The following is a 23,810-nucleotide window of genomic DNA, read 5'->3' as shown; positions in this document are numbered from 1 at the left end:
CTCTCCACTTCTGTAATTTATGCTGTCACTATCGCCCTTTGTACGCCTGTCTTTTATAAAAGTATACCATATCCCCGGTCTTTTTCACATTAGATTTCATTTATGCTTTCATATATTTCCTTACTTTCCCAAATAATCTTGACCTTTCCCATCCTCAGCCTTACAATAGTTGTATATGCAACTATTGCTATTACCCATAAACAGGAGGCTTACGATTTATGAAAGAATTTATGTCTTATCTGCGCCCTTACCGCCGGGATGGGATTCTGGCTGCGTTCTGCATTGTCACAGAAACCATTTTTGAGCTGGTGATCCCTCTTGTAATGGCTTCGATCGTGGATGTAGGCGTGGCGAACGGAGACCGGCGTTATATTCTGGCAAAAGGCGCACAGATGATCCTTTTTGCTCTGATCGCCCTGATCCTGGGCCAGGGTTCTGCCATTTTTTCCGCCCGGTTCGGCCATGGGCTGGGAGCCGAACTGCGCCGGGCGGAGTTTGCCCGTCTGCAGGAATTTTCCTTTGCAAACACCGACCATTTTACCACCTCTTCTCTGGTGACCCGCCTTACGGGCGATGTGACTGCCATCCAGAACTCGGTCGCTACAGGACTGAGGCCGGGACTGCGCTCCCCTATCATGATGCTCACAGCCATGACCGCTTCCTTTCTGATCAATCCCAGGCTGGCTATGGTCTTTTTAGTGGCTGCCCCTATTTTGGGCATTATGCTGTTTTTCATCATCAGCCATGTACGGCCGCTCTACTCCCGGATGCAGGGTGCCATGGATCAGGTCAACCGGATCATCCAGGAAAATCTGACTGCCATCCGGGTAGTAAAATCCTATGTACGCGGAGATTACGAAACCGCCAAATTCGAGCAGGTAAACACCGAGCTCCGGACCGCCTCTGAACAGGCCTTCCGGCTGGCAGCCTTAAATATGCCTGCCATGCAGTTTGTAATGTACGGCACCATTCTTTCCATCCTATGGTTCGGTGGAAATATCCTTACCATCGGAGGCATCGGCGTTGGCGAACTGACCGGTTTTTTAAGCTACGTGCTTCAGGTTTTAAATTCCCTGATGATGTTTTCCAATGTGTTTTTAATGGTTACGAGAGCCATGGCGTCCTGGTACCGGATCATGGAAGTGATGCATGAAGACATTGATATCAAAGAAGACCGGGCAACAGACATCCGGGTAGAACGGGGAGAAATTGAATTTAACCATGTGTCATTTAAATACAATAAGGAAAGCTCTGAGGATGTGCTTTCTGACATTTCCCTGCATATTAAAGCAGGGCAGACCGTGGGGATCATCGGACAGACCGGCGCTGCCAAAAGCACACTGGTACAGCTGATCCCAAGGCTTTATGAGGCTACAAAAGGAACGGTGCTGGTAGACGGCCATCCCGTATGGGAATATCCTCTCAGAGAGCTGCGTGACTCCATTTCTGTGGTGCTGCAGAAAAACACGCTTTTTTCCGGCACCGTAAAGGATAACCTGCGATGGGGAAAGGAAACAGCCACAGATGAAGAAATTGATGCCGCCTGCCGGATCGCCTGTGCGGATGAATTTATCGGACGGCTGGCAAAGGGCTACGAAACCGAGCTGGGCCAGGGAGGCGTCAATGTGTCCGGCGGACAGAAACAGCGCCTGTGCATTGCCAGAGCTATTTTAAAAGCCCCCAAAGTTCTGATCCTGGACGATTCCACCAGCGCTGTGGATACTGCCACTGAGGCAAAGATCCGGGAAGGGCTGGCAAAAAGCCTTCCGGACACCACCAAGATCATCATTGCCCAGCGCATCTCCTCGGTACTCCACGCAGACCAGATTTTTATCCTGGAGGACGGCCGGCTGGCCGGGTGCGGAACCCATGAGGAGCTTTTGAAACACAACTCCATTTATCAGGAAATCTATTATTCACAGCAGGAAGGAGCGAATCTGTAATGGCAAGAATAGCAAATTTCAGCCGTCCCAAAAACACCAGACGGGCAATCAGGCAGATGTTTGGATATCTGGGACGCCACAAATGGTATATGTTTGCCATTGCCCTTTTAGTAGCTGCAAGCGCCATGGCAAATATCATGGGTACCTACCTTCTAAAGCCTGTGATCAACAACTACATTCTCCCCGGAGATATTCCGGGACTCATCCGCATGATCGCCCTCATGGGGCTTATGTATGCACTCGGCGCCTCAGCCTGTCTGGCCTATAACCAGCTCATGGTCCATATGTCCCAGCAGGTAGTAAGCGAAATCCGTTCGGATCTGTTTGAGCATACCCAAAAGCTTCCCCTGTCCTACTTTGACGCCCATACCCACGGCGAGCTCATGAGCCGCTTTACCAATGACGTGGACACTCTGACAGAGGCCTTAAACGGCAGCTTTGCCATGATGATCCAGAGCTTTATTACCATTACCGGTACCATTACCATGCTCCTTATTTTAAGCTGGCGTCTTTCTTTGATCGTCATTTTCTTCCTTGCCTGCATGACCCTGTTCATCCGGTACAACAGCCGCCGCAACCGGAAATATTTTATCCGGCAGCAGCAGTGTCTTGGAAGCATCAACGGCTTTGTAGAGGAAATGGTGGCAGGCCAGAAGGTGGAAAAGGTCTTTAACCATGAGCCTCAGGATTTTGAAGAATTCTGCTGCAGAAATGAAGCCCTCCGGGATGCCGGAACAAAAGCTTTAGCCTATTCCGGCATGACGATCCCCACCATCGTTTCCCTTTCCTATTTTAATTACGCCGTTTCTGCCTGTGTGGGAGGCCTCTTTGCACTGGCCGGCCTGACGGATCTGGGAACACTGGCCTCCTATCTGGTCTATGTGCGCCAAAGCGCCATGCCCATGAACCAGTTTACCCAGCAGATTAACTTTCTTTTGTCTGCCCTTTCGGGTGCAGAACGAATTTTTGACATGATGGATGAAATACCGGAAATCGACGAGGGAAACGTACGCTTATGCCAGGTTCGGGAAAATCCGATGGGACAGCTTAAGGAATGCAGCGAATTTACCGGCCGCTTTGCCTGGAAGGTTCCTGAGGAAATGGTAAAACGAACCAGACTGGATGCTCCTGTTTCCGATGGCTTTGCCTTTATTCCCCTGAAAGGAGATGTCCGTTTCCATGATGTTGTCTTTGGATATGTGCCTGAAAAGACCATCTTAAACGGCATCAGCCTGTATGCCAAGCCCGGACAGAAAATCGCCTTTGTGGGATCTACAGGAGCAGGAAAAACTACCATTATTAACCTGGTAAACCGTTTTTATGAGATAAATGGCGGTTCTATCACCTATGACGGCATTGATATAAGGGAAATCCGAAAGGATGATCTGCGCCGTTCCATGTCCATGGTCATCCAGGATACCCATTTATTTACAGGCACTATCGCCGACAACATCCGCTACGGACGTCTGGATGCCAGCGACGAGGATGTACGGGCCGCTGCCCAGGTGGCGAACGCCCACTCCTTTATCCGCCGTCTGCCCCAGGGCTATGACACGGTGCTCCACAGCGACGGTGCCAATCTGTCTCAGGGGCAGAGACAGCTCTTAGCCATTGCCAAGGCCGCCATCTCACGGCCTCCGGTTCTGATTCTGGATGAAGCTACCAGCTCCATTGACACCCGTACAGAAAAGCTCATCGAGCAGGGTATGGACGCCCTGATGGAGGGCAGAACTGTATTTGTAATCGCCCATCGTCTCTCAACGGTGCGCCGCAGCGAGGCGATCATAGTATTAGAGCACGGGGAAATCATGGAACGGGGAGATCACGACGAGCTGCTGGAACAGAAGGGACGGTACTATCAGCTTTATACCGGACAATTTGAATTGGATTGACAGAAAGGACCCTCTATTATGAATGGAAATACAGATATAAGAGATCTGATGATACAGATTGAAAAGGCCCGAAAACGGCTGGTACAGCCATTTTTACAGAATCTGGGACTTACTTTGGGCCAGGGACATGCCAGGATTTTAAACTGCCTTCTGGAGGAAGACCATCTGACCCAGACAGAGCTGGCGGGGCGCTGCCGTATGGATACAACCACCATGTCCCGGAGTCTGGATAAGCTGGAAAAATCCGGATATTTGGTACGGGAACGTGATCCGGACTGCCGAAGATCCTTTCTCATCTGCCTCACCAAGGCAGGACGTGAAGAGGCGGCCCAGGTTCATCAGGGCTTTGACCGTCTTAATGATGTAATCTGTGAGGGAATGGATCCGGAAGAACAAGAGCTTCTTAAAAAAAATCTGGAACGTATCCTGAAAAATTTAAAGGAGTGTCCGGGGCTTTAATGCTCCGACACTCCTTTATTTCTCCACTGTTTGATCCGTTCCATTCTGTCCTTTATGACCTTTTCATCCCCCTGAATTCCCGGCCTGTAATAGACACGGTTCTTTACGCTGTCTGGCAGGCACTGCATCCGCACGATTTTTTCCTTTGTATCATGGGCATACACATAGCCGTCTCCGTAATGCAGCTCCTTCATCAGGTCTGTAGGCGCATTGCGGATCACAAGAGGAACCGGCTCTGCCAGCATCTCCTTTGCATCCTCTTTGGCTGCCTCATAGGCCATATAGGAAGAATTGCTCTTGGGCGCGGTGGACAGGTAGATGACCGCATGACTTAAATGGACATTGCACTCCGGCATTCCCAGAAAATGGCAGGCCTGATAAGCAGCCACTGCCAGAGGAAGGGCGCTGCTGTCTGCCATCCCGATATCCTCGCTGGCAAACCGAACCAGCCTTCTTGCCACGTAAAGGGGATCCTCTCCTGCCTCCAGCATCCGGGCCAGCCAGTATACCGCAGCATCCGGGTCAGAATTGCGCATGGATTTGTGAAGAGCCGAGATCAGATTATAATGCTCTTCTCCCTTTTTATCATAAAGCAGGCTCTTTTTCCCGATACACTGCATCAGAGTATCCATGGTCACAATGGTCTTTTCCCCGGTAATTTCCCCATTTGCCACTGCCATCTCCAGAACATTTAAGGCAGTTCTTGCATCCCCGTTTGCAAAGGCAGCAATTTTCTCGATCATCTCACTGCTTATATCCACCTCCAGGTATCCAAGCCCCTTTGGGGACGTGAGAGCCCTTCGGATCAACTGCACCAGTTCTTCATTTGAAAGGCTGTGAAGGACAAATACACGGCACCGTGACAAAAGAGCGCTGTTGATCTCAAAGGAAGGATTTTCCGTGGTTGCCCCGATCAGGATAATACTTCCCTTCTCCACAAAAGGAAGAAAGGCATCCTGCTGTGCCTTGTTGAAGCGGTGGATCTCGTCTACGAAAAGCACGGTTTTTCCGCCCATGCGCCGTCTGCCCTCTGCCTGGGCCATCACCTCGCGGATTTCCTTGATTCCACTGGTGACAGCGCTGAAATTCACAAATTCTGCATGGGTTCTCTTTGCAATAATCCCTGCCAGCGTGGTTTTTCCCACCCCCGGAGGCCCCCAGAAAATCATAGACGGGATGCGGTCCTGCTCAATGAGCTGGCGCAAAAGCTTCCCCTTTCCCAAAAGATTCGTCTGGCCTGCAAACTCATCCAGATTTTCCGGACGCATCCGGCTTGCCAGAGGATCGTAAACATGTTCCGTATCAAACAGCGACAGCTGTTCCATATCCATTTTGCATGCCTCCCTTCTCCTTCTGCAAAAACCTCCCACTGTCGATTGATCCGTATAAAACCTTATCCCCGGATCGCCCAGCGGAGCTTGGTAGAGCGGGCCCGTCCGTTCTTTATGCACTCCTCTGCCGATGGGCGGATCACATCAGAGGAAATCTCACTGTAAACCCCTGCTTTCTTTCCGTCTTTAAATGCCCTTTTTACCAGTCTGTCTTCTCCGGAATGGAAGGTTAAAATCGCGGCCCTTCCTCCGGGCTTTAAGGCTCCCGGCAGTTTATCCAAAAAGGAATACAGCACCTCAAATTCACTGTTAATGTCAATACGCAGTGCCTGAAAGCATCTCTGGCAGGACTTTTTCACTGCCTCCTTCCGATCAGCCACCGGTAGAAATACCAGCGCTTCCTCAATCAGTTCCCGAAGGCGGGTAGTTGTGTCAACGGCATTTCCATTTCGCAGCTCACGCATCACCTTTCTGGCAATTTCTTTCGCATAAGGTTCATCCGAGTTTTCCACAAGCATCCCCACAAGTTCCTCCTCGTCCAGCTCCTTTAACCGTTCCGCTGCCGTCATCCCTCTGGAAGAATCCAGGCGCAGATCCAGAGGACCGTCTGTTTTATAGGAAAAGCCCCGCTCCGGGTTGTCAATCTGCATGGAAGAAACTCCCAGATCTGCCAGTATAAAATCAAAGCCTCCTGCTTCCTCTGCCACCTGGTCAATATTTGCAAAGTTTAAATGCTTTATGGTTAAAATATCCGGCCCGAATCCCCTTTCTGCCAGCCGCTTTCTGGTTTTTTCCATCTCGATGGTATCTACATCCAGAGCCCACATATGGCCCTGTCCCTTTAACTGCTCCAGCATATGGCCTGTGTGGCCTCCGTAGCCCAAAGTAGCGTCCAGCCCGGTCTGTCCCGGCTGGATCTGAAGGAAATCCAGGATTTCATTTACCATAATGGAAATGTGCATACCTGCAGGAGTGCTGCCCTTACTGATGACCTTTTCAATGGTATCCCGGTACTTTTCCGGCTGATGTTCCTTATACTTTTCCTCAAATTTCCTCGGGTGGGTACCCTTGTAGCGGACACGGCGTTTGTGAGGAACGGCGGATTCACTCTGTATACCGGACTCCTGTACACCTGTCACCTGTACGCCATCCTCCCGTACACCCAAATCCTCCTGTGTCTCTGAACTGTTTATGATCTCTTTTCTCTTATCCTGATCCATTTTATGCTTCTTTCTCCTTCCATTCTCTGATGCAGGCCAGAAAACGCTCTCCATACTTTTCATACTTAAATTCGCCCACGCCGGAAACAGACAGCATTTCCTCCCTGTCCTCAGGCTTTAAAACGCACATATGAGCCAGAGTCTTATCGGAAAATACAATATAGGGCGGTACCTTTTCCTCCCTTGCCGTCTGGGCGCGGAGCTCCCTGAGCCGCTCAAATAAGGGCATATCTGCCTCTGCCATACCTGCCGAAACACCTTTGGCCTTCTTCTTTCTGCTTCTCGTATCGGTCTTTGTGTGCTCCTGCTCCTTTGCCATCTTCATCATAACCGTCTCTTCTCCTGCAAGAATCCTTCCAGAGCTTTCTGTAAGATGCACAATGGCATATTCATCATTGGTAACGGTGAGAAAACCGGACAGCTGCAGATGGTTCATCACTTGACGCAGCCTGTATACGGGAACTTTTGCCAGCTTTCCGTAGCAGATATTTCCATCCATGCGGTAATTGCGGATCTTTGCCGTGTTGGCTCCGTGAACCGTATCTATAATCACATTGGTCCCATAGCGCTGTCCGCTGGTCTGCACACAGCGGATGAGCGTCTCTGCAATCTCCGTCACATCTACAGTTTCAAACTGAGTCAGGCAGTTGGAACAGTTTCCACAGTAATTGCTGCCGTATTCTCCAAAATACCGCAGGATATAATCCCTGAGACAATCATTTGTAAAGCAGTAAAATGTCATTTTCCGCAGGCGCTCCCGGTCTCTCTCCATCACGATCTGCCGCGTCATGGGATCTAAGGCATCATTTTCCTGATTATGGTCAATAAAAAACTGATTGGTAATCACATCCTGACCTCCATAGAGAAGGATACACTCCGCCGGTTCTCCGTCACGGCCCGCGCGTCCCGCCTCCTGATAATAGGATTCCATATTTTTCGGCATATTATAGTGAACCACAAAGCGCACATTGGACTTATCAATGCCCATTCCAAAGGCATTCGTCGCCACCATAATAGGGGAATGATCGTAAATAAACTCCTCCTGATTGTGCCTGCGCTCTTCATCGCCAAGCCCTGCGTGATACCGTGTCACATGAAAGCCCTCCCGGATCAGGTTGGCGCAGACTTCCTCCACTACCTTGCGGGTAATACAGTAAATAATACCGCTTTCCCCCTTATGGCGCTCCAGATAATTCACCAGAGCCGCATACTTGTCCTTAGGGGACAGCACGCCAAAATACAGGTTCCCGCGGTCAAAGCCTGTGGTAAGGATCTCCGGCTGGCGAAGCATCAGAATATCCATGATGTCATCCCGTACCTCCGCCGTAGCCGTAGCTGTAAAAGCGCTGACCACCGGGCGCACCGGAAGCTGCCGGATAAAATCCACGATTTTTAAATAGCTTGGCCTGAAATCCTGTCCCCACTGGGATACGCAGTGGGCTTCATCCACAGCCACCATGGCAATCTTTACCTGAGGATCCAGTGCAAACTGTAAAAATTCCTCTGTCATCAGCCGCTCCGGAGCCACATAGATAATAGGATACCGCCCTGCTCTGGCAAACTCCAGCGCTTTTCTGTACTGGCCGTAGGTTAAGGAACTGTTTAAGTAAGCTGCCAGGATTCCCGCCTGATTTAAGTTGCTCACCTGATCCTTCATCAGAGAAATAAGAGGCGAGATCACCAGGGTAATCCCGTCCATCATAAGGGCAGGAATCTGGTAGCAAAGAGACTTTCCGGCCCCCGTAGGCATGATTCCCAATACGTCCCTGCCTTCTAAGATTGCTTCAATTAAACGCTCCTGCCCTTCCCTGAAGCTGTCGTAGCCAAAATAATGCTTTAAAATTTCCTGTTGTGTCATTTATGTTATGTACCTTCCTGCTCTCCCTCATTAGCCTCGTCTACGGAAACACTGCTCTCCGCCCTGCCGTCCGCATAGGTCAGGCGAATCACCGCCTGAGGCCAGTTAAGCGCAATCCGCGCTGTCCTTTCCCGTTCTTCTCCTGCTTTTTTCATTAAATCTAAAAGTTCCTCCAGCACAGCCCTGGTAAGATAACCGCCTCTCCAATGAAAAGTAAGGGGCTTTCCCTTTTTCGCTGCCTGACAGGCTCTCTTATAGACATCCTCTGCCTTTGTAAATGACAGCTTCTTTTCTTTATAATAAAAATGATCCCCGTCTGTACAGGACGGCGCCGGAGCGATTAACGGCTCATGATCTCGAAATACTGCCTTGTCATCCAGATTAAAATAGTCATACCGGATCCCGCCTTCTGCGCAGTTATGCTTTCCCAGCGTATTGTCAAAGGTAGTGTCCAGATGATAATACACGCCTCCGATCTGCACAATATTCCAGGTATGACGGTACTTGATGCCTTTTTCCGGATTATTTCCGCAGATTGCAATCATGCACCAGATCCCAAGGCCATCGCAGAGCACCTTCACTGCCTTTGCAATCCCCTCACATACTCCCACACCCTGGCCCAAAGGACCGATGATCTCATGGGAATAGGCCTTTTTCAGCTTATCGTAGCGGACATTTTCACAGATAAAATCGTGAATATACTTCTCCTTTTCCCACTCGGAAAGCTTTGCCGCCGGCCGGATCAGCTTCTCCACCCGGGACGCCAGTGCCTTTTTATGCTCCTTTATCTTTCCCTTTTCAAACAGATACTCCGGTTCAAAAATCAGATTGGGCGAATCCTGATAATATTTATAATGAAATCCACTGGCCCAGAATATCTCCGGATGATCCAGACGCAGACGGAAAAACAGGTCTGTCAGCTCCCTGCCGTCAATTCTGGGGACTAAAAAGGAATCCTCCAGATTCATAAGCCCCTGGAAAATGGCATGGTAGACGGACTGATGGTGTTTGGGTAGTTTTGTGTAGTAATATGGTTCCATTTTCGAGTTTTATATGGCCTTTCTGTTCTTATAATGGTCCAACGTCATCCCCCTGCCGGGGAATCAGGCCGACATGACATCACCGGTCTGCAGCCCTTTGCCGCTTATTTTACCGTACGGCCTGTCAAATGAGTTCAGTACCCCTATTATAACACTGAATTGCAGATTTTTGATATATTTTATTTGTTAAAAGCACCCTTCCTGCATCATAAATAAATACTCACACCTCTGCCAGCTGAATCCGCGACAAACGGAAAAACAGCTTCCCAAGCGCATATCTTTGTAAATCCATATATTCCTCCTGCGAAACAGTTCCTCCGTAATTTAAAACTTCCATGTCTCCGCCTGCACCCGTTATAAAAATGCCGGAAGAAGTGAAACCATTTTTCAGATAAAACCTCCGGCGGGCAGTCCGCTGCTGACAATTCTCTGCCATATCGTCCACACGTTCAATTAACAGCACGATTTTTTTATCCGGAAACTGCCCGCATATATGTTCCAGAATCCGGCTTCCCGTTCCTCTGCTCCGTATTTTCGATGACACTGCCAGATAATCTATCATAACCATATCTTTATATACAACAAAAACTGTAAATCCCAGAAGCTGATTTCCCTCTGCTGCCACCGCCAGCACGGCTTTTTTTCTCTTAATTGACTGGCGCAGTAAAAAAAAGGGCTTTCTTTCGCATTTTGGAAATGCTTCCATATAAATTTCTTTTATTTCCGACCACTGCTGCTTTTTAACTGATGTAAATTCCATACAATCTCCTTCTTCCTATTGACATTATTCTTATATGCCCTATCATATAATGTACAGTAAGTGTACAGTCAAGGAGTTTTTATGGAGCAAAAACACTATCTATACTCCTCCGGAGAATTTGCCAAACGTGCCGGAGTCAACAAACGAACTCTTCATTACTACAACGATATCGGCTTATTCTGTCCTGAGGTCATTGAAGAAAATGGCTATCACTATTACACCTGCTTTCAGTTCGCACAGCTGGAAATGATCCTGACACTGCGAAAAATCGGCCTGTCCATTGAAGAAATCCGGGAATATGCTTCCAGTCCATCGGACGATTCCTTTTCCCGGATAATGGAGAAAAGGAAATTATGGATTGAAGAATCCATTCAGCAGCTTTTATCTGAACAGTCATTTTTAGAACAAAAAGCGGAACGTCTTAAAATTGCTATGAACGCAAAACACGGCTCCATTCAGCTGTGCTCGCTTCCTCAGCAAAAAATTCTTATTTCTTCTGCCATTACGGGAAAATATGATGAGGCGGATTTTTCAGTTGCTGCTGATTTTTCTCTCAGGCTGAAAGAGACATTTCATCTTTATGACAGCTTCGGAAGCCGTATTTCTATGGATTCTATCCGAAGAAAGCATTTTAACAGCTACAGTTCCTTTTTTGCTTACTGCCCTCATACCTCCGAGGCATACGACGAAATACTGCCGGCGGGAACCTATCTGCGCTCCTTCTGTATTGGGACATGGGATAAGCTTCCTCAGGTATACCGGTCAATCCTTTCCTATGCCAAAGAGCATCATCTGCTTCTTACCGGCTATGCCTATGAAGAGGGGCTAAATGAAATGGCACTTAAAAATCAGGCAGATTACATCACCATGATCACGATTCCATGCAGCGTTTCTGATTTAACAGAAAAAAGGTTGTGCTTCCCGGAAAAATAGGTTATAATGTACAGGTCATTTTAGTCATATAATAAAACAATTAAAAGTGAGGTGAGATCATGGACGGTAGTGATAGTCGAAGTACGGATAAGGTATTCCAACCATTTACATACACAGACAGCTTCCGACTGTCCATGGCCTGATTTCGTCTGTATATATGAGTGAATACCATTGTCTGTTCCAACACAGCACTACATAAGCAAAAGCGATTGCAGTCTGTTTTGTTTGCAGCCGGCAGTGGTTTTTTTATGCCCTTTTTGCTGCGAACAGAATTTCTGTACCCGCCTTTGCCCAAATCAGCTTGTAAAGGAGGACAATGAAATGGCAGCAAACACAACAGCAGCAGGATACAGCCTGGAAATCGCAGAGCTGATCCGCAGCAATCTGACTCCAAAGAGAATGCAGGAACAATTATCTTCCTACCATGAAAATGATATCGCATTGGCTCTGGATCTTTTAAATAAAACAGAACGCACAAAATTATATCAGATCCTGGATTCAGAAGCACTGGCGGATATATTAGAATATTCCGACCATATTGCAGAATACGTCCAGGAATTAAGCATCCGAAAAAAAGTCGATGTATTTTCCCGTATGGAAACCTCTGATGTAGTGGATGTACTCCGGCACCTGGAAAAAGGGGAACGGGAAACGCTCATCGACTTACTGGATCCTGAGGTACGCTCCGACGTAAAATTACTGAGTTCCTTTGATGAGGATGAAATCGGAAGCGTTATGTCTACTAATTACATCGTTGTTTCCGATCACGCCTCTGTCAAAGAAGCCATGTCTGAGCTGGTTCGTCAGGCAGCGGAAAATGACAATATCAGCACCATCTATGTTGTCGATCAATATAATATATTTTATGGAGCTATTGATTTAAAGGATCTGATCATAGCCAGAGAAGGAACGGATCTGAAAGGTATCATGACCTGTTCCTATCCATACATTTATGCGCGTGCATCCATCGAAGACTGTATCCCTCAGCTTAGAGATTACTCTGAAGATTCTATCCCGGTACTGGATAATGACAACAAACTGATCGGTGTTATCACTGCCAGCGATCTGGTAGAAGTCGTTGGAGACGAATTAAATGAGGATTACGCAAAGTTTGCCGGTCTTTCTGCTGAAGAGGATCTGGAGGAACCCATTTTTCTCAGCGTAAAAAAACGCCTTCCCTGGCTTTTTATCCTGCTTGGAATGGGCCTTGGCGTATCGGCAACCGTAGGCCTCTTTGAATCCATCGTCGCACAGCTTCCTGTTATTATGTGTTTTCAGTCCTTGATTCTGGACATGGCAGGTAATGTAGGAACCCAGTCTCTTGCTGTTGCGATCCGTGTACTTATGGATAAGCAGCTTTCAGGAAAGCAGAAACTGGCGCTGATCATAAAGGAATCACGGGTAGGATTGACCAACGGTTTAATCCTTGGTGCCCTGTCATTTCTCATAATCGGAGGTTATCTGGTTCTAAAGGGAAATACCGTCCCCTTTGCCTTTGCGGTTTCCGGATGCCTTGGCACAGCTATGGTACTTGCCATGCTTATCTCTTCTTTATCCGGTACAATCATTCCTATTTTCTTCCAGAAAATAGGAGTGGATCCGGCAGTAGCATCCGGCCCACTTATCACAACGGTAAACGATCTGGTGGCCGTCATTTCCTACTATGGATTGTCCTGGATTATTTTAATCAATATTATGCAGCTTCCATAGGAAAAACATAAGGCCGAAAATGTATGTCCGCATTTTCGGCCTTACCGTTTATTCCTAATCCAGATAAATCTCGATCATAGCCTCCTGATAAGCGGCTTTCTGCTCTTTCTGCATCCATTTTTTTATTTCCAGCAGTTCGGGTCTGTATACATGATCCAGCTTTTTGATCCGGCTGCCGCTTAACCTTACACCGGACAGATATCTTTTATACCACTCTGCCTCATATTTCCATAAATGCAGAGAATCTTCATACCGTTCTTTTAATCTCTGAGCAATCAGAAGTCCCTCCGGATCAAAATCCCCTGCATACAAGAATTGATGCGTTTCCTTCAGAAAATCCAGCAGCAGGAAGGATGCCAGTCTTGGCTGTCCATTGATGCAGACCGCCGCACAGGCTGGATTCCGGCTTGTCAAAACGGAAAATACGGACGGATTTTCTACCACATATATCTCCCACTGCTGTGCAGTAACGTTGCTGAGTTCTCCAAGGGTACGCAGGGTCAGGCGAACAGGCTCTTTTTCTTTTAAAAAACCTTCGATCCCTTCGTGTATGCATCCGTCCTGTTTCCATGCATGCAAACCATAAGCCAGTGTTTCATTGGACAGATCATCCTTTAAAAGTAAGCGCAAAATATTGCTACGCTGCCCATGAATCACGCTTGCACCAAAATGATAGATGCAAGCGTTTTGCTCTATGTTTAGTTTTGACAGTTCGCTTTCGCAGTCTCGCTCCATGGGGCAAGCTGTTCCAGCTGTTCATCTGACATTTTAGCGTCTGGTCGCTGTGATAAGAGGTATGTCAGATATTTGTAGGTATTCAGGTCATTCGCTTTTGCCATCTCAACCATTGTATACACAATAGCGCTAGAGGCAGCTCCCTTCGGACTGGCACTGAACAGCCAGTTTTTCCGCCCAACAGTGAATGGTCTGATTGCATTCTCGCTAAGATTATTGGATAAACTGCAATGACCGTCTTCCAGATAGGTCATCAGGGTGTCTTTCCGATTTTGGGCATAGTTCACCGCTTTCGCCAAACGGGTTCCCTTGTTTGGACGCTGTTGATCCAGCCAATTCCAGAATGCCTCCAGTATCGGCTTCTCCTTTTCAAGACGGAACTGTTTTCTCTGCTCCGCAGTATGATTTTTTGCTTTTGAGTACCGCTCACAATCAAACAGCTTGGAGCAGAATTGTACTCCCTGCACCGCCGGAAGGCTGTAATCATACTCCTTCCCTTTCGGTATGGCATCTGTGAAATAACGTCTCACATGTGCCCAGCAAGAGCAGCGTTTGATATCCGGCAGATTGTTATAACCCTGGTATCCGTCGGTCTCCAGATATCCACGGAACCCATTCAGGAAAGATGCTGCATGGAACTTTGCCCTCGTCTCTGTGTAATGATAGAGCAGGATCGGCGGAAGCCCATCTTCTCCACTGCGGAAGAGCCACATCCAGGAATCTGTTTCAGGATTGCGCTCCGGCTCATTCAGTACCTGAACTCGAGTTTCATCTGCCATCAGATATTTACGCATCCGTAAAGTACAGTTTACAAGGGACTACACAGGGTAGGTATCTGACGGGAGGGGTGCCGCCAGTCAGATTTTCCATGTGATGTTCAAGCTGTCGCTTGTGGCGGCTATGGTGGTGATCATCAAATCCACCACACGCCGCTTGTCATCAAAAGATACATTCTCCCAGGTATCGAGGTAGCCGGAAATCTGGCTGACCTGTTCCGGGCTGATGGCCTCCACAGTCAACTCCGCTATCCTTGCCAGAAGTTCCTGCTTGCGCCCGTCCAGTTCCGCTATCTTCACATTCACATAGGAGAACAGGACATTGTTTGCCCCCGTCAGACTGTCCACCAGCTTTTCAATCTCGCTGTCTACATGGGCAAGTTCCACTTGCAGGGCGGTGATTTTCGGGTTTGCCTTTGCCGCTTTCTTTTTTCCTGTCAGCGTCTTGTAGCTTGCCAGCTTCTTTACCATCTGCTGATAAACAACCGCTTCCAGTTCCGAAGTGATGATTTTCCCACAGCCAGGACAGCTTTTATTGTCCAGCCGTTTCGTGCAGCGGAGATACTGTTTGCCGGAGGGATTGTAGATACTCATAAGAGCATACCCGCAATTCCCGCACTTGATTTTTCCTGCCAGCCATGTGTGGGTGGCTTTCCGGGCAGACTGGATTTTCATGTTGTTCATCAGCTTCTTGCGGCAGGTCAGCCAGGTGTCGGAGGGGACGATACCCTCATGGGGAGCCAGTACCAGCATTTGGTCTTTTAAGTCGTTTTTCTTGCTGGCCTTTACATCTCGCCCTTGATACAGATAGCAGCCGTTCATGCCCGTAAAATCGGCAACGTCATTGACAATGACTGTACCTTGACTTTTGAAAAATTCGTACACATCAAGGTCTGCCTGCACATAGACAGGATTGCGTAACATCTGCGCCAGCGTGGGGCGTATCAGCTCTTTGCCATGGAACAAAATCCCCTGTTCGGCAAAGTACCGGGTAATGTCCCCGTAGGAAGTTGTGGGCTGGGCGTACATCTCAAACATCAGCCGGATATTGGCCGCTTCCTCCGGGTTTACCACCAGCTTCTTTGTGTTGATACCGTCCATCTTGATAGGCTCCGTATGGAAGCCGTAAGGGGCTTTCCCGCCCATCTTAAAGCCCCGCTGACTGCGGGAGTAGTAAGCGTCCGTTACCCGCTTCTGTATCGTTTCCCGTTCAAGCTGGGCGAACACGATACAGATATTCAGCATGGCCCGTCCCATCGGCGTGGAGGTATCAAACTTTTCCGTAGAGGACACAAACTCCACATTGTACTGCTGGAACAGCTCCATCATGTTGGCAAAGTCCAGAATGGAACGGCTGATACGGTCGAGCTTGTAAACCACGACCTTTGCAATCAAGCCCCGCTTGATGTCCCGCACCAGTTCTTGAAACTTCGGACGGTCTGTGTTCTTGCCGCTGTACCCTTTGTCTGTGTATTCCTTGCAGTTACCGCCTTTCAACTCGTATTTGCAAAATTCAATCTGGCTTTCAATGGAAATGCTGTCCTTTTTGTCTACCGATTGTCTTGCATAGATTGCGTCTATCCGATTGTTCATATTGTCGCTCCTTTTCTTAAAAAAGAAACGGAGCTGCTGACAGTTCTATTATACCGCCAGCAGCCCCGCAAATCAATGATGGGTTTGGAAAACCTTATGTCCCGGCTTCCTCACTCTCCCGCTTGTCGGCGTACTTGCGGAACACCTCATAAAGCTGCTGTTCCAGTTCCCGGCGTTTGGCTGCTTCCTGTTCCGGCGTGAACACCGGGGAGAGATTTTCCAGTGTGATTTCCTTTCCCTGAAAAGTCACGATTTCGATTTCCTTTTTGTATCTGATATTACTTATAAGATCACCTTTCCTTTCCATGCTGCCGCTGTTGCCGTTTCAGTTCCGCTAAAATCTCCGGCGGGATACGGTCAACCAGCCGCCGCATATCGTCCAGTTCGCTTTTTAACTTCGCCCGTTCCATCGTGTCATTCATCTTGCCTTTTTCGCTGGCCTTTGCCCTGACTTCCAGCTTTTCATTTTCCGCTAACAAGTCATTGATTGTGACCTTGTATTTTTTCAGTTGCCCGGAGAAGTTCTCCATCTGCGGAAACCACTTTTTCAGCATGGAGAGGGCTTCCTCTTTCTTCTTTCCGGCGTTCAGCGGGGTAATGCCGGAGAGAACCGCTTCAATGGCCCTCGCCTGTTTGGAGAGGTTGACCGCCTGTTTGAACAGCCGGGTGGGGATATGCTTCCGGCCCGTCTTGCTGGCGCTTTCCCCACGCTCCAGGTCGGGGTACTGCTCCACCATACAGGCGTGAAAATCGTCCTGCCACTTCGTCAGATTGGCCCGGTTGCCGATAATTTCTTTGGCGCACAGGCGGTTGTCCTTTGTCAGCGGCACAAAGACCAAGTGCAGATGGGGCGTTTTTTCATCCATGTGTACCATAGCCGAAACGATGTTCTCCCGGCCCACCCGGTCAATGAGGAAGTCCGCCGCCCTCTGGAAGTAGGCCGCTATCTCCTTTGGGGACTTGCCCTTGAAAAACTCCGGGCTGGCGGTAATCAGCGTGTCCACAAACCGAGTGCTGTCCTTGCGGGTGCGGCATCTGGCCTGCTCGATGCGGCTCTGAATGAAATGGTAGTAGCGGCCATCCGGCTTGACGATGTGGAAATTGTACTTGCTCCGGCTGGTGTCAATGTCCGGGTTGCTGGCGTACTGCTCCTTTTTCCGTTCATGGTGGGCTTCCAGCGGCCCCGCCGGGTGGCCCTTGTGCTTCTCAAATCGCAAAATTGCGTGTTGTGCCATTGAACTCCTTTCCCCATTCCATTCCTTTCCGGCGGGTTTTCCCGCCGAAAATATCTCTGATAGGATTGGAATGGAATGAATGTAAATAGATGGTTTTAATCTCTGTATTTCTATATACCGTCAGATTTCCGTACTTCAAGAGGATTGATTTTCGTACTCGCCAAGTACGGTTTTCAGCCCTCCGGCGTACCATAACCGGATTTCTTGAAGTCGGTGTTTGGAACCGCTTCATAGGATTTCGGGTAAATGCGGTTGGGTTTTCCACAGCCCTGTTTCTGGATTTCCACCAGCCCCGCATACTGCAACTCCCGCAGGGTGTTGACCGCTTTCTGCCGCCCGCAGCGGAGCAAAGCGACCACCTCGCAGATGGGGTAGTACAGGTAGACCCGCCCGTACTCGTCCGCCCAGCCGTTCTTCCGGGACAACTCCGCCCGGCGCAGGACAAAGGCATACAGCACCTTCGCTTCGTTGCTCAAGGGCTGGAATGTGGGTGCTTCAAAAAGGAAATTGGGGAGCCGGGTGAAACTGAACGCCTTTTCCGGCTGGTGAATATAAATCGTGTTTGTCATAGCGTGTTTTGTGGACGGTTAGAGGCCCGTTTTCCGGGGCGAATGATAAATGATACCAGCCGCCCCGGTTGAGGGCTTGCGGAGCCTTGCAAATCAAGGCTTTTCCCGCTCTTAACTGTCCACAGCAGACCTCCTTTTCCGTTCACTTTCTGTTTTCTGCCGCCTGTGAACTCTGGCGGCGCAGTCCGGGCAGTATTTGCCCCGGTTGGACTTCGGGACGAACACACCGCCGCACTCCGCACAGCGTTTCAAGTCCCTGTCCCGGTAAATCTCCGCTTCCAGCGTCCTGTCCAGCGGCAAGACCGCCCAGCGGAACCACTTGCAGCAGACGGAGAACGAAATCATCTGCGGACAGGCGCAGGTGTCGCCATCGTCCAGCGCAAGGCAGTTTCCGTCCTCGCAGTTGCAGCACTCCCGGCGTATCAGGCCGCTGGCTCGTCTCTTCTGGGGCGGGGTTATGCGGTAGGGGGAGCCGTCCGGCCTGTGTTCCAGCGGCGGCAGGTGTTGATAGGGTCTTTTGCTCATGCGTCCCTCCGTTTTCTTTGGCGTGTTCTGTTTCCAAGGTGCTTGTCCATCGATGAACTATCCCAAGTCTACACCTTTTTGACCGCCTGTGCCGTATATCCAAGAGGTAGGAAATCAGCCTGAAAAACTCCCTATTTCCACGCTCTCGGATTTGTGATATAATCAAAAAAAGATAAAAGACAAATTCAGGTTTCTGGTCTTCTTGCACAAAATAAAGGAGGAGCTATTATGCAAATTGTTTATATTCCAAGCGAATCAATGTCTGTTCAAGGTAAAAAAGATGAAATCTATAAAAGATATGGGAAAGACTGGAATATTAGAGAACAGGGAGGAGGTAACGGAAATTGGTTGTTGACCAGAAAAAGTGATGTGCTTGTAGATGGTAAAAGTTATCGTACTTTTGTACTTGAACACTACGGTAAATCCAAGCTGACAGCGAAGCTTGTTGATAAATTTCGTGAAGATGTAGCAAATGGTAAAATAAAACTGTAAATGCCTATGCCGTTATGCTATGAGCATAGTACATAGCATAACGGCTTCTCTTTCGTTGAGCTAGCAAGGAGGGTGAATATGTCTTTATCCATACAAGAGCGATTAAAAGACCTACGTGTGGAGCGTGGCTTGACGCTGGGGCAGCTTGCGGAGCAGACCGGGCTTTCCAAGTCTGCGCTGGGCAGTTACGAAACGGAAGACTTCAAGGACATCAGCCACTATGCCCTTATCCGGCTGGCGAAGTTTTACGGTGTGACCGCTGATTATCTGCTGGGGCTGTCTGAAATGAAAAATCACCCAAACGCCGATCTTGCAGACCTGCGTTTGAGTGATGAAATGATTGACCTGCTGAAAAGCGGGAGGATAGACAATACCCTGCTGTGTGAGCTGGCGGCGCACCCGGATTTCCCCCGGCTGATGGCTGACCTTGAAATCTATGTGAACGGAACGGCACTGAAACAGGCGCAGGGTGCAAACGCCATAGTGGACACGATGAGCGCAACTGTTATAAAAAAGCATAATCCTGGCATGAGTGATACGCAGTTAAGACAGCTTATCACCGCCCATATTGATGAGGACGAGTTTTGCCGCTATGTGATACAACGGGACATAAACGGGATTGCCCTTGCTCTGCGGGAAACACACAAGGACGATTTTTTCAGCGTCCCAGAGGATAACCCGCTAAAAGAAATGCTGGAAACTGCTGGTGAAATCGTCAGCCAGGACAGCGACACGGAACAAGCGTACTTGGCGTTTATCTGCAAACGGCTCAAGCTGAATTTTAGGAAGCTGTCAGTAGAAGAACGGAAGTGGCTGAAAAAGATTGCGGAAAAATCCGACTTGCTGAAGAATCCAAAACCGCAGAGAGGACGAAGATAAAAAATGCCTGAACGGCGGTTCTGGTTTTTCAGAACCACCATCCAGGCATTTTGTTTAGTAATAGAAAAAGGTGCAGTTGATTATTGCGTATTGTCAATCTCTCTCAAACCGGGTAGTAAAAATACGGCAAGCGCAACGATGATAATGCCAATTCCGCAAATGACAAACCATTTCTCAACTCCCAGCCGCTCCGCCAGAGGCCCGGAAATGACAAGGCCAAACGGCATGGCGAGGGAAGCGGCGCTTGTCAGTAGAGAAAAAACTCTCCCCAGATATTCTGGTTTGACCGTTTCTTGAAAAATCGCATTTTGCACACCGTAAAATGGAGCGGAAATTCCCATAACAGTACAGCACACAACAAAGACAAGAAATGCGTCTGGCGGCAAAAGCCCGGAGAGCATATTGCTAACGCCCATCAGGAGAACGGAAAGACCGATGGTGTACCGCCGTTTCTTAAAACCGCCCCAAATGCTCAGAATGACTCCGCCAAGCAGCATACCAACCGCAAAAGCAATTTCAGCGGCAGAGGCATGGGCCGGTGTTCCTTTGAAGTATGACATACAGATGAGAGGAAAAAGCGTACTGATTGGCATATAAAAGAACATATAAATTACACCAATCCAGAGCAGAGCAAAGAGGCCCCTGTTTTGCTTTAATACCACATACCCCTCTTTCATATCCTGTAAAAACTGTTGTCTTTTCGTTTCTGGACATAGTTCAGGCGTTGGTATGGACGAAATCGCAACAGTCACACAGGCAAGGATTGCACCCACAATATCTAACAATATAATTGCATTAAGAGGCCAAACAGCATATAAAAACGCTGCGGCAGCTGGACTGATAATCGCACTTACTGCTTGCATGGTCTGCGTGTAACCAGCGCATTTTGTAAGTTCCTCTTTTGGCACAATCATAGGTGTTGCTGCGCTGAATGCTGGAGAATGAAAAGCAGTTCCCGCACTTCGGATTAACAGGACAACCATAATAGACCATACGGGCAATTCCATGTAAAACGCCACCAGCGCCAGAATACCGCCAGCGGCGGCAATTATCAAATCCGCACCAATCATTACGCTTTTACGGCTGTGCCGGTCAACAAAAGCACCTGCAAACGGGCCTAAACAGGCTTGCGGCAAAAATCCAATCAGTGTTGCCGCCGTCAATATGATTGCAGAATTAGTTTTCGCAACCAAATAAAAGATAATGGCCATTTGCAAAATACCGCTGCTAATAAAGGATATTGCTTGTCCGGCAAGAAGTGTAAAATAAGTTTTTCTCCATGAATTGTTGTTTTGGGTCATAATGCGAACCTCCTTTTTTATTGCATTGTTCCTTTGTTTCTGCAATAAAAAGCAGGCGTTGTCCCACAGAGAGGGCAGACGCCTGCATAACAACAAAGCACGAAAAAACACCACGATACAGTTCAAAGACTGCTCGTGTCAAACCTACGTGTTCCTTTGCATACGCACGCAAAAAAAGCCCACCATCATGTGGAAAGGTACTTCTACTTTTTATTGCTTATTAGCGTACACAAATTAACACACGTAAGCCTCCTTCCAATCTCAAACTGTCGCACAGTATAACACACATCCGATAGACTTGTCAACCATTTTTAACCTTGTTTTCCATCTTGTTTTTCCATCTCTTACGGGCAGTAGCAAAGCCAGGCGAGCCAGTCAACGGTCAAGATGAACGGCGCTTTCAGCGCCGCCGTTGACAGTCTCGCCCGTCTTTGCTAATGGGTAATCAAGGCGGGAAAGCCATTTTAGGGCTTTCCCGCCCATTTCAATTTTGGGAGAAGAAAGGCCCCAAAATGAACGAGTGCGGCCAAACACTTTTAGGGATTGGCCACCTTGTCCACCCATCCAGCGGGGCGGCGGGGAACGGTCAAGGCCGGGCGTCAGCCCATTCATTTCAGCCTTGACGGTTTCCTGCCGTCCTGCTACTTTTCCCGGAGTGTGGCCACACATCTGGTCACGGTGTCCAGAGCTTTGGGACTTTTTGTCCCATAGGCCGGGGGCGGAGGACGAGGGACGGGGGCTTTCATAATACGCCCTGTCTGCTGCTGAAATCAGCCCTTTGTTTCCGGCTTACCAGCCCCAAACAAAGCCCTGCTTTCCTGCCGCGTCAAATGCCCTTGCCCTCCCCGGCGGCAACGGTATTTTCAGGGCAACGCCGACAGAGCGTATAACACACTACACTTTGCTCCGCAAAGTCGTGTGCCAAATGGGGCGCTGCCCCCTTTGGAAACCCCCGCAACAAACAGGTGCTATGCACCCAGCCGGGAGCATAGCGCCGTTTGTTGTCAGCAGCCCGTTTCACGGTCTGCGTGTAGTTCCTTGTAAACTGACCTAACTGACGGTGAAAATAATCATAAACATGACAGAGGTAATTCTCGGCACAGTAAATGATCCAGTTAGCAAGCGTAGCCCGGCTTAATGGGACACCCAGCTGCGTCCATTCCGATTTTTGCCGGTTTAATGGCAGACCATTCTGGTACTTCTGGTGCATTGCCCATCCTACAACAGATTCCGATGCATAACTTTCCGGGATCAATGGGTCCTGAACAGGCGCTTTGACAAATGTCTGCTCATCCGGGTGTTCCTCTGATATGGCACACTCCGGGCATTTATAGGTTTCACGATAGATATTTACTACTTTCCCTTTGACAGGGGTAAACCGGAATTCATGGCGGACGAATTCTTTCCCAATACATTCCATCTGCGTTCCGCAGGTTGGACAGTTTCGCTCCTCCTCTGGAAGAGAAATGATCTCGTCGCAGGAAGGGATATTTTTAAAGAGATCCGCATGTGTCCGTCGTGCTTTTCGCTTATGTTCCGGAACAGTGATGTCATCAGGAAGTTCCTGTTTCCATGTCGGATCTGCTTCCTGCTCGGCTTCATCAAAAAGATTCAGCTGACCATCGATATCTTTCCGTTTTTCACTGGAAGTACCAAAGAGCTTCTTCGTGAGATATTCAATCTGCTGACGAAGATTTTCTTTTTCCAGACGGCCTGCTTCCAATGTTTTTTGTAAAGACTGGATCAGTTCTGTCTGTGCGGAAATCGTTTTATTCAGTTGGTTGATCATGTCCTTGTACGCAAGGATTTTTGAATCTTTTGAATTACCAGCCATATGTTTTCTGCTCCTTTTTTACTGCTCTTATTATACCATAAAAAGCAATGAAAAAGAAGCAGGACACCCAGTATTTACAAGGGATTGCAGATATGATACAGGGTGTGGAAAGCTCTCCATTTTTGTTGGTTGGCATAGAGATTTTACACGATCATTCCGTAGGTTTGAATGCTTTTGGTTGTTCGATTTCAAGACCGGACATGAGCCAGTCGAATTGCTGCCAGGTCAGTTGCTTTACTTCCAACTGATTTCTGGGCCAGCGGAATCTGCCCTGGACTTCCATACGTTTATACAGCAACACAAATCCGTCCGATTCCCAGAGCAAAGCTTTGATCCTGTCACAACGTTTTCCACAGAAAAGATAAAGGGCGCTTCGCCTTGGCTCCATATGGAGTTGATCCTCTACAATAGCACACAGCCCGTCAATGGATTTCCGCATATCCGTTCTGCCTGTTACGATATAGATTTCATCGGCGGCTGTGATATCCCCTAACATTCCAACTCCTTCATAATGCGAAGTGTTTGAGCCAGAAGCTGAGGATCTGTTCCATTTGGTATTGTTAGATGAAAACTTCCTACAGACAGCTTCATTGGTTCTGTTACGGAAAGGTTATTTCTTTCCGTAGTTACTGGAATCACATTTAATGGCTGTTCATATGGGAGCGGGTCAGTATCATGAAAATCCACTCTGACAACTTCCTGGCTTTCCGGTGCACGATAGCTGC

General features: G+C 48.5%; 20 protein-coding genes and 3 pseudogenes. 7 read left to right on the top strand and 16 right to left on the bottom strand.

What is annotated here, in order from left to right; genetic code table 11:
* The first annotated feature begins 218 nt into the window (after positions 1–218).
* The 3 genes from BN3656_RS07930 to BN3656_RS07920 are packed head-to-tail and all read left to right on the top strand — an operon-like array spanning position 219 to position 4,294.
* Complete coding sequence (locus BN3656_RS07930; protein WP_066546235.1) at positions 219–1,943, top strand: ABC transporter ATP-binding protein; 1,725 nt, start codon at positions 219–221, stop codon at positions 1,941–1,943.
* Entirely contained in the window at positions 1,943–3,835 is a 1,893-nt protein-coding gene (locus BN3656_RS07925; protein WP_066546219.1) for an ABC transporter ATP-binding protein, read from the top strand. Before BN3656_RS07930 ends, BN3656_RS07925 begins: the two co-directional genes overlap by 1 nt.
* An 18-nt stretch (positions 3,836–3,853) precedes the next feature.
* Positions 3,854–4,294 carry a MarR family transcriptional regulator gene (locus tag BN3656_RS07920; RefSeq protein ID WP_066546218.1) on the top strand — a complete coding sequence of 147 codons (441 nt, stop codon included), beginning with the start codon at positions 3,854–3,856 and terminating at the stop codon, positions 4,292–4,294.
* On the opposite strand, the gene BN3656_RS07915 is transcribed toward BN3656_RS07920, so the two are convergent.
* The 5 genes from BN3656_RS07915 to BN3656_RS07895 form a co-directional block, all read right to left on the bottom strand.
* Positions 4,291–5,625, bottom strand: a complete 1,335-nt coding sequence (locus BN3656_RS07915) for a replication-associated recombination protein A (RefSeq protein ID WP_347460822.1) — start codon at positions 5,623–5,625, stop codon at positions 4,291–4,293. The genes BN3656_RS07920 and BN3656_RS07915 overlap by 4 nt on opposite strands.
* Before the next feature lie 62 nt (positions 5,626–5,687).
* The gene (rsmH, locus tag BN3656_RS07910; RefSeq protein WP_081422902.1) at positions 5,688–6,845 is read right to left on the bottom strand and encodes a 16S rRNA (cytosine(1402)-N(4))-methyltransferase RsmH; all 1,158 of its coding nucleotides are present in this window, start codon (positions 6,843–6,845) and stop codon (positions 5,688–5,690) included.
* 1 nt (position 6,846) lies between these two features.
* Positions 6,847–8,703 carry a DNA helicase RecQ gene (gene recQ, locus BN3656_RS07905; RefSeq protein ID WP_066546215.1) on the bottom strand — a complete coding sequence of 619 codons (1,857 nt, stop codon included), beginning with the start codon at positions 8,701–8,703 and terminating at the stop codon, positions 6,847–6,849.
* A gap of 5 nt (positions 8,704–8,708) precedes the next feature.
* Positions 8,709–9,743, bottom strand: coding sequence for a transglutaminase domain-containing protein (locus BN3656_RS07900; RefSeq protein ID WP_066546212.1), 1,035 nt, complete (start codon positions 9,741–9,743; stop codon positions 8,709–8,711).
* Positions 9,744–9,963: 220 nt separating this feature from the next.
* Positions 9,964–10,503, bottom strand: a complete 540-nt coding sequence (locus BN3656_RS07895; RefSeq protein ID WP_066546209.1) for a GNAT family N-acetyltransferase — start codon at positions 10,501–10,503, stop codon at positions 9,964–9,966.
* 81 nt (positions 10,504–10,584) lie between these two features.
* On the opposite strand from BN3656_RS07895, the gene BN3656_RS07890 reads away from it, so the two are divergent.
* A complete protein-coding gene (locus BN3656_RS07890; protein ID WP_066546206.1) occupies positions 10,585–11,436 on the top strand; it encodes a MerR family transcriptional regulator in 852 nt (283 codons plus the stop codon).
* A gap of 321 nt (positions 11,437–11,757) precedes the next feature.
* A complete protein-coding gene (gene mgtE, locus BN3656_RS07885; RefSeq protein ID WP_066546203.1) occupies positions 11,758–13,146 on the top strand; it encodes a magnesium transporter in 1,389 nt (462 codons plus the stop codon).
* A 54-nt stretch (positions 13,147–13,200) separates the two neighbouring features.
* Here mgtE and BN3656_RS07880 read toward each other — a convergent pair whose 3' ends face one another.
* The 7 genes and pseudogenes from BN3656_RS07880 to BN3656_RS07840 form a co-directional block, all read right to left on the bottom strand.
* Complete coding sequence (locus BN3656_RS07880) at positions 13,201–13,776, bottom strand: DUF2399 domain-containing protein (protein ID WP_066546200.1); 576 nt, start codon at positions 13,774–13,776, stop codon at positions 13,201–13,203.
* Between the two features lie 68 nt (positions 13,777–13,844).
* Positions 13,845–14,681, bottom strand: a pseudogene (locus tag BN3656_RS07875) (IS66-like element ISRgn2 family transposase); the annotation flags it as partial.
* Positions 14,682–14,738: 57 nt separating this feature from the next.
* Positions 14,739–16,250, bottom strand: a complete 1,512-nt coding sequence (locus BN3656_RS07865) for a recombinase family protein (protein ID WP_002575864.1) — start codon at positions 16,248–16,250, stop codon at positions 14,739–14,741.
* Between the two features lie 94 nt (positions 16,251–16,344).
* Positions 16,345–16,557 (bottom strand): hypothetical protein, encoded by a 213-nt coding sequence (locus BN3656_RS07860; protein ID WP_002584948.1) that lies wholly within the window; start codon positions 16,555–16,557, stop codon positions 16,345–16,347.
* The gene (gene mobV, locus BN3656_RS07855) at positions 16,541–17,485 is read right to left on the bottom strand and encodes a MobV family relaxase (RefSeq protein WP_002575862.1); all 945 of its coding nucleotides are present in this window, start codon (positions 17,483–17,485) and stop codon (positions 16,541–16,543) included. The genes BN3656_RS07860 and mobV overlap by 17 nt, the downstream gene beginning before the upstream one ends.
* Positions 17,486–17,658: 173 nt before the next feature.
* Positions 17,659–18,054, bottom strand: coding sequence for a replication initiator protein A (locus tag BN3656_RS07845; protein ID WP_002575861.1), 396 nt, complete (start codon positions 18,052–18,054; stop codon positions 17,659–17,661).
* A 111-nt stretch (positions 18,055–18,165) separates the two neighbouring features.
* Positions 18,166–18,579, bottom strand: coding sequence for a cysteine-rich VLP domain-containing protein (locus BN3656_RS07840; RefSeq protein ID WP_002575860.1), 414 nt, complete (start codon positions 18,577–18,579; stop codon positions 18,166–18,168).
* 228 nt (positions 18,580–18,807) lie between these two features.
* Here BN3656_RS07840 and BN3656_RS07835 point away from each other — a divergent pair, with 228 nt between their 5' ends.
* Together BN3656_RS07835 and BN3656_RS07830 are read left to right on the top strand one after the other, a co-directional pair.
* The gene (locus BN3656_RS07835) at positions 18,808–19,071 is read left to right on the top strand and encodes a hypothetical protein (RefSeq protein ID WP_002575859.1); all 264 of its coding nucleotides are present in this window, start codon (positions 18,808–18,810) and stop codon (positions 19,069–19,071) included.
* 78 nt (positions 19,072–19,149) lie between these two features.
* Positions 19,150–19,950 (top strand): helix-turn-helix transcriptional regulator, encoded by an 801-nt coding sequence (locus BN3656_RS07830; RefSeq protein WP_002575858.1) that lies wholly within the window; start codon positions 19,150–19,152, stop codon positions 19,948–19,950.
* An 80-nt stretch (positions 19,951–20,030) separates the two neighbouring features.
* Here BN3656_RS07830 and BN3656_RS07825 read toward each other — a convergent pair whose 3' ends face one another.
* The 4 genes and pseudogenes from BN3656_RS07825 to BN3656_RS16825 form a co-directional block, all read right to left on the bottom strand.
* Positions 20,031–21,251, bottom strand: coding sequence for an MFS transporter (locus BN3656_RS07825; protein WP_002584949.1), 1,221 nt, complete (start codon positions 21,249–21,251; stop codon positions 20,031–20,033).
* A gap of 1,051 nt (positions 21,252–22,302) precedes the next feature.
* A pseudogene (locus tag BN3656_RS07810) lies at positions 22,303–23,085 on the bottom strand (transposase); the annotation flags it as partial.
* A gap of 151 nt (positions 23,086–23,236) precedes the next feature.
* Positions 23,237–23,581 (bottom strand): IS66 family insertion sequence element accessory protein TnpB, encoded by a 345-nt coding sequence (gene tnpB, locus BN3656_RS07805; protein WP_066546197.1) that lies wholly within the window; start codon positions 23,579–23,581, stop codon positions 23,237–23,239.
* Positions 23,575–23,810 (bottom strand): annotated as a pseudogene (locus BN3656_RS16825) (IS66 family insertion sequence element accessory protein TnpB); the annotation flags it as partial. The pseudogene BN3656_RS16825 and the gene tnpB, both read right to left, overlap by 7 nt.

The organism is Clostridium sp. AT4, assembly GCF_001517625.2.
GTDB lineage: Bacteria > Bacillota > Clostridia > Lachnospirales > Lachnospiraceae > Enterocloster.
Note: the sequence above shows the minus strand (reverse complement) of the source record. Positions and strands in the feature narration are given on the sequence as shown.

What these genes read in the sequence shown, in the direction of transcription:
- mobV (WP_002575862.1), bottom strand. Translation starts at nt 17,485, where the DNA reads ATGGCACAACACGCAATTTTGCGATTTGAGAAGCACAAGGGCCACCCG.
- BN3656_RS07915 (WP_347460822.1), bottom strand. Translation starts at nt 5,625, where the DNA reads ATGGATATGGAACAGCTGTCGCTGTTTGATACGGAACATGTTTACGAT.
- recQ (WP_066546215.1), bottom strand. Translation starts at nt 8,703, where the DNA reads ATGACACAACAGGAAATTTTAAAGCATTATTTTGGCTACGACAGCTTC.
- BN3656_RS07835 (WP_002575859.1), top strand. Translation starts at nt 18,808, where the DNA reads ATGCAAATTGTTTATATTCCAAGCGAATCAATGTCTGTTCAAGGTAAA.
- BN3656_RS07825 (WP_002584949.1), bottom strand. Translation starts at nt 21,251, where the DNA reads ATGACCCAAAACAACAATTCATGGAGAAAAACTTATTTTACACTTCTT.
- BN3656_RS07840 (WP_002575860.1), bottom strand. Translation starts at nt 18,579, where the DNA reads ATGAGCAAAAGACCCTATCAACACCTGCCGCCGCTGGAACACAGGCCG.
- BN3656_RS07830 (WP_002575858.1), top strand. Translation starts at nt 19,150, where the DNA reads ATGTCTTTATCCATACAAGAGCGATTAAAAGACCTACGTGTGGAGCGT.
- BN3656_RS07845 (WP_002575861.1), bottom strand. Translation starts at nt 18,054, where the DNA reads ATGACAAACACGATTTATATTCACCAGCCGGAAAAGGCGTTCAGTTTC.
- BN3656_RS07900 (WP_066546212.1), bottom strand. Translation starts at nt 9,743, where the DNA reads ATGGAACCATATTACTACACAAAACTACCCAAACACCATCAGTCCGTC.
- BN3656_RS07865 (WP_002575864.1), bottom strand. Translation starts at nt 16,250, where the DNA reads ATGAACAATCGGATAGACGCAATCTATGCAAGACAATCGGTAGACAAA.
- BN3656_RS07930 (WP_066546235.1), top strand. Translation starts at nt 219, where the DNA reads ATGAAAGAATTTATGTCTTATCTGCGCCCTTACCGCCGGGATGGGATT.
- BN3656_RS07925 (WP_066546219.1), top strand. Translation starts at nt 1,943, where the DNA reads ATGGCAAGAATAGCAAATTTCAGCCGTCCCAAAAACACCAGACGGGCA.
- rsmH (WP_081422902.1), bottom strand. Translation starts at nt 6,845, where the DNA reads ATGGATCAGGATAAGAGAAAAGAGATCATAAACAGTTCAGAGACACAG.
- BN3656_RS07920 (WP_066546218.1), top strand. Translation starts at nt 3,854, where the DNA reads ATGAATGGAAATACAGATATAAGAGATCTGATGATACAGATTGAAAAG.
- tnpB (WP_066546197.1), bottom strand. Translation starts at nt 23,581, where the DNA reads ATGTTAGGGGATATCACAGCCGCCGATGAAATCTATATCGTAACAGGC.
- mgtE (WP_066546203.1), top strand. Translation starts at nt 11,758, where the DNA reads ATGGCAGCAAACACAACAGCAGCAGGATACAGCCTGGAAATCGCAGAG.
- BN3656_RS07860 (WP_002584948.1), bottom strand. Translation starts at nt 16,557, where the DNA reads ATGGAAAGGAAAGGTGATCTTATAAGTAATATCAGATACAAAAAGGAA.
- BN3656_RS07895 (WP_066546209.1), bottom strand. Translation starts at nt 10,503, where the DNA reads ATGGAATTTACATCAGTTAAAAAGCAGCAGTGGTCGGAAATAAAAGAA.
- BN3656_RS07890 (WP_066546206.1), top strand. Translation starts at nt 10,585, where the DNA reads ATGGAGCAAAAACACTATCTATACTCCTCCGGAGAATTTGCCAAACGT.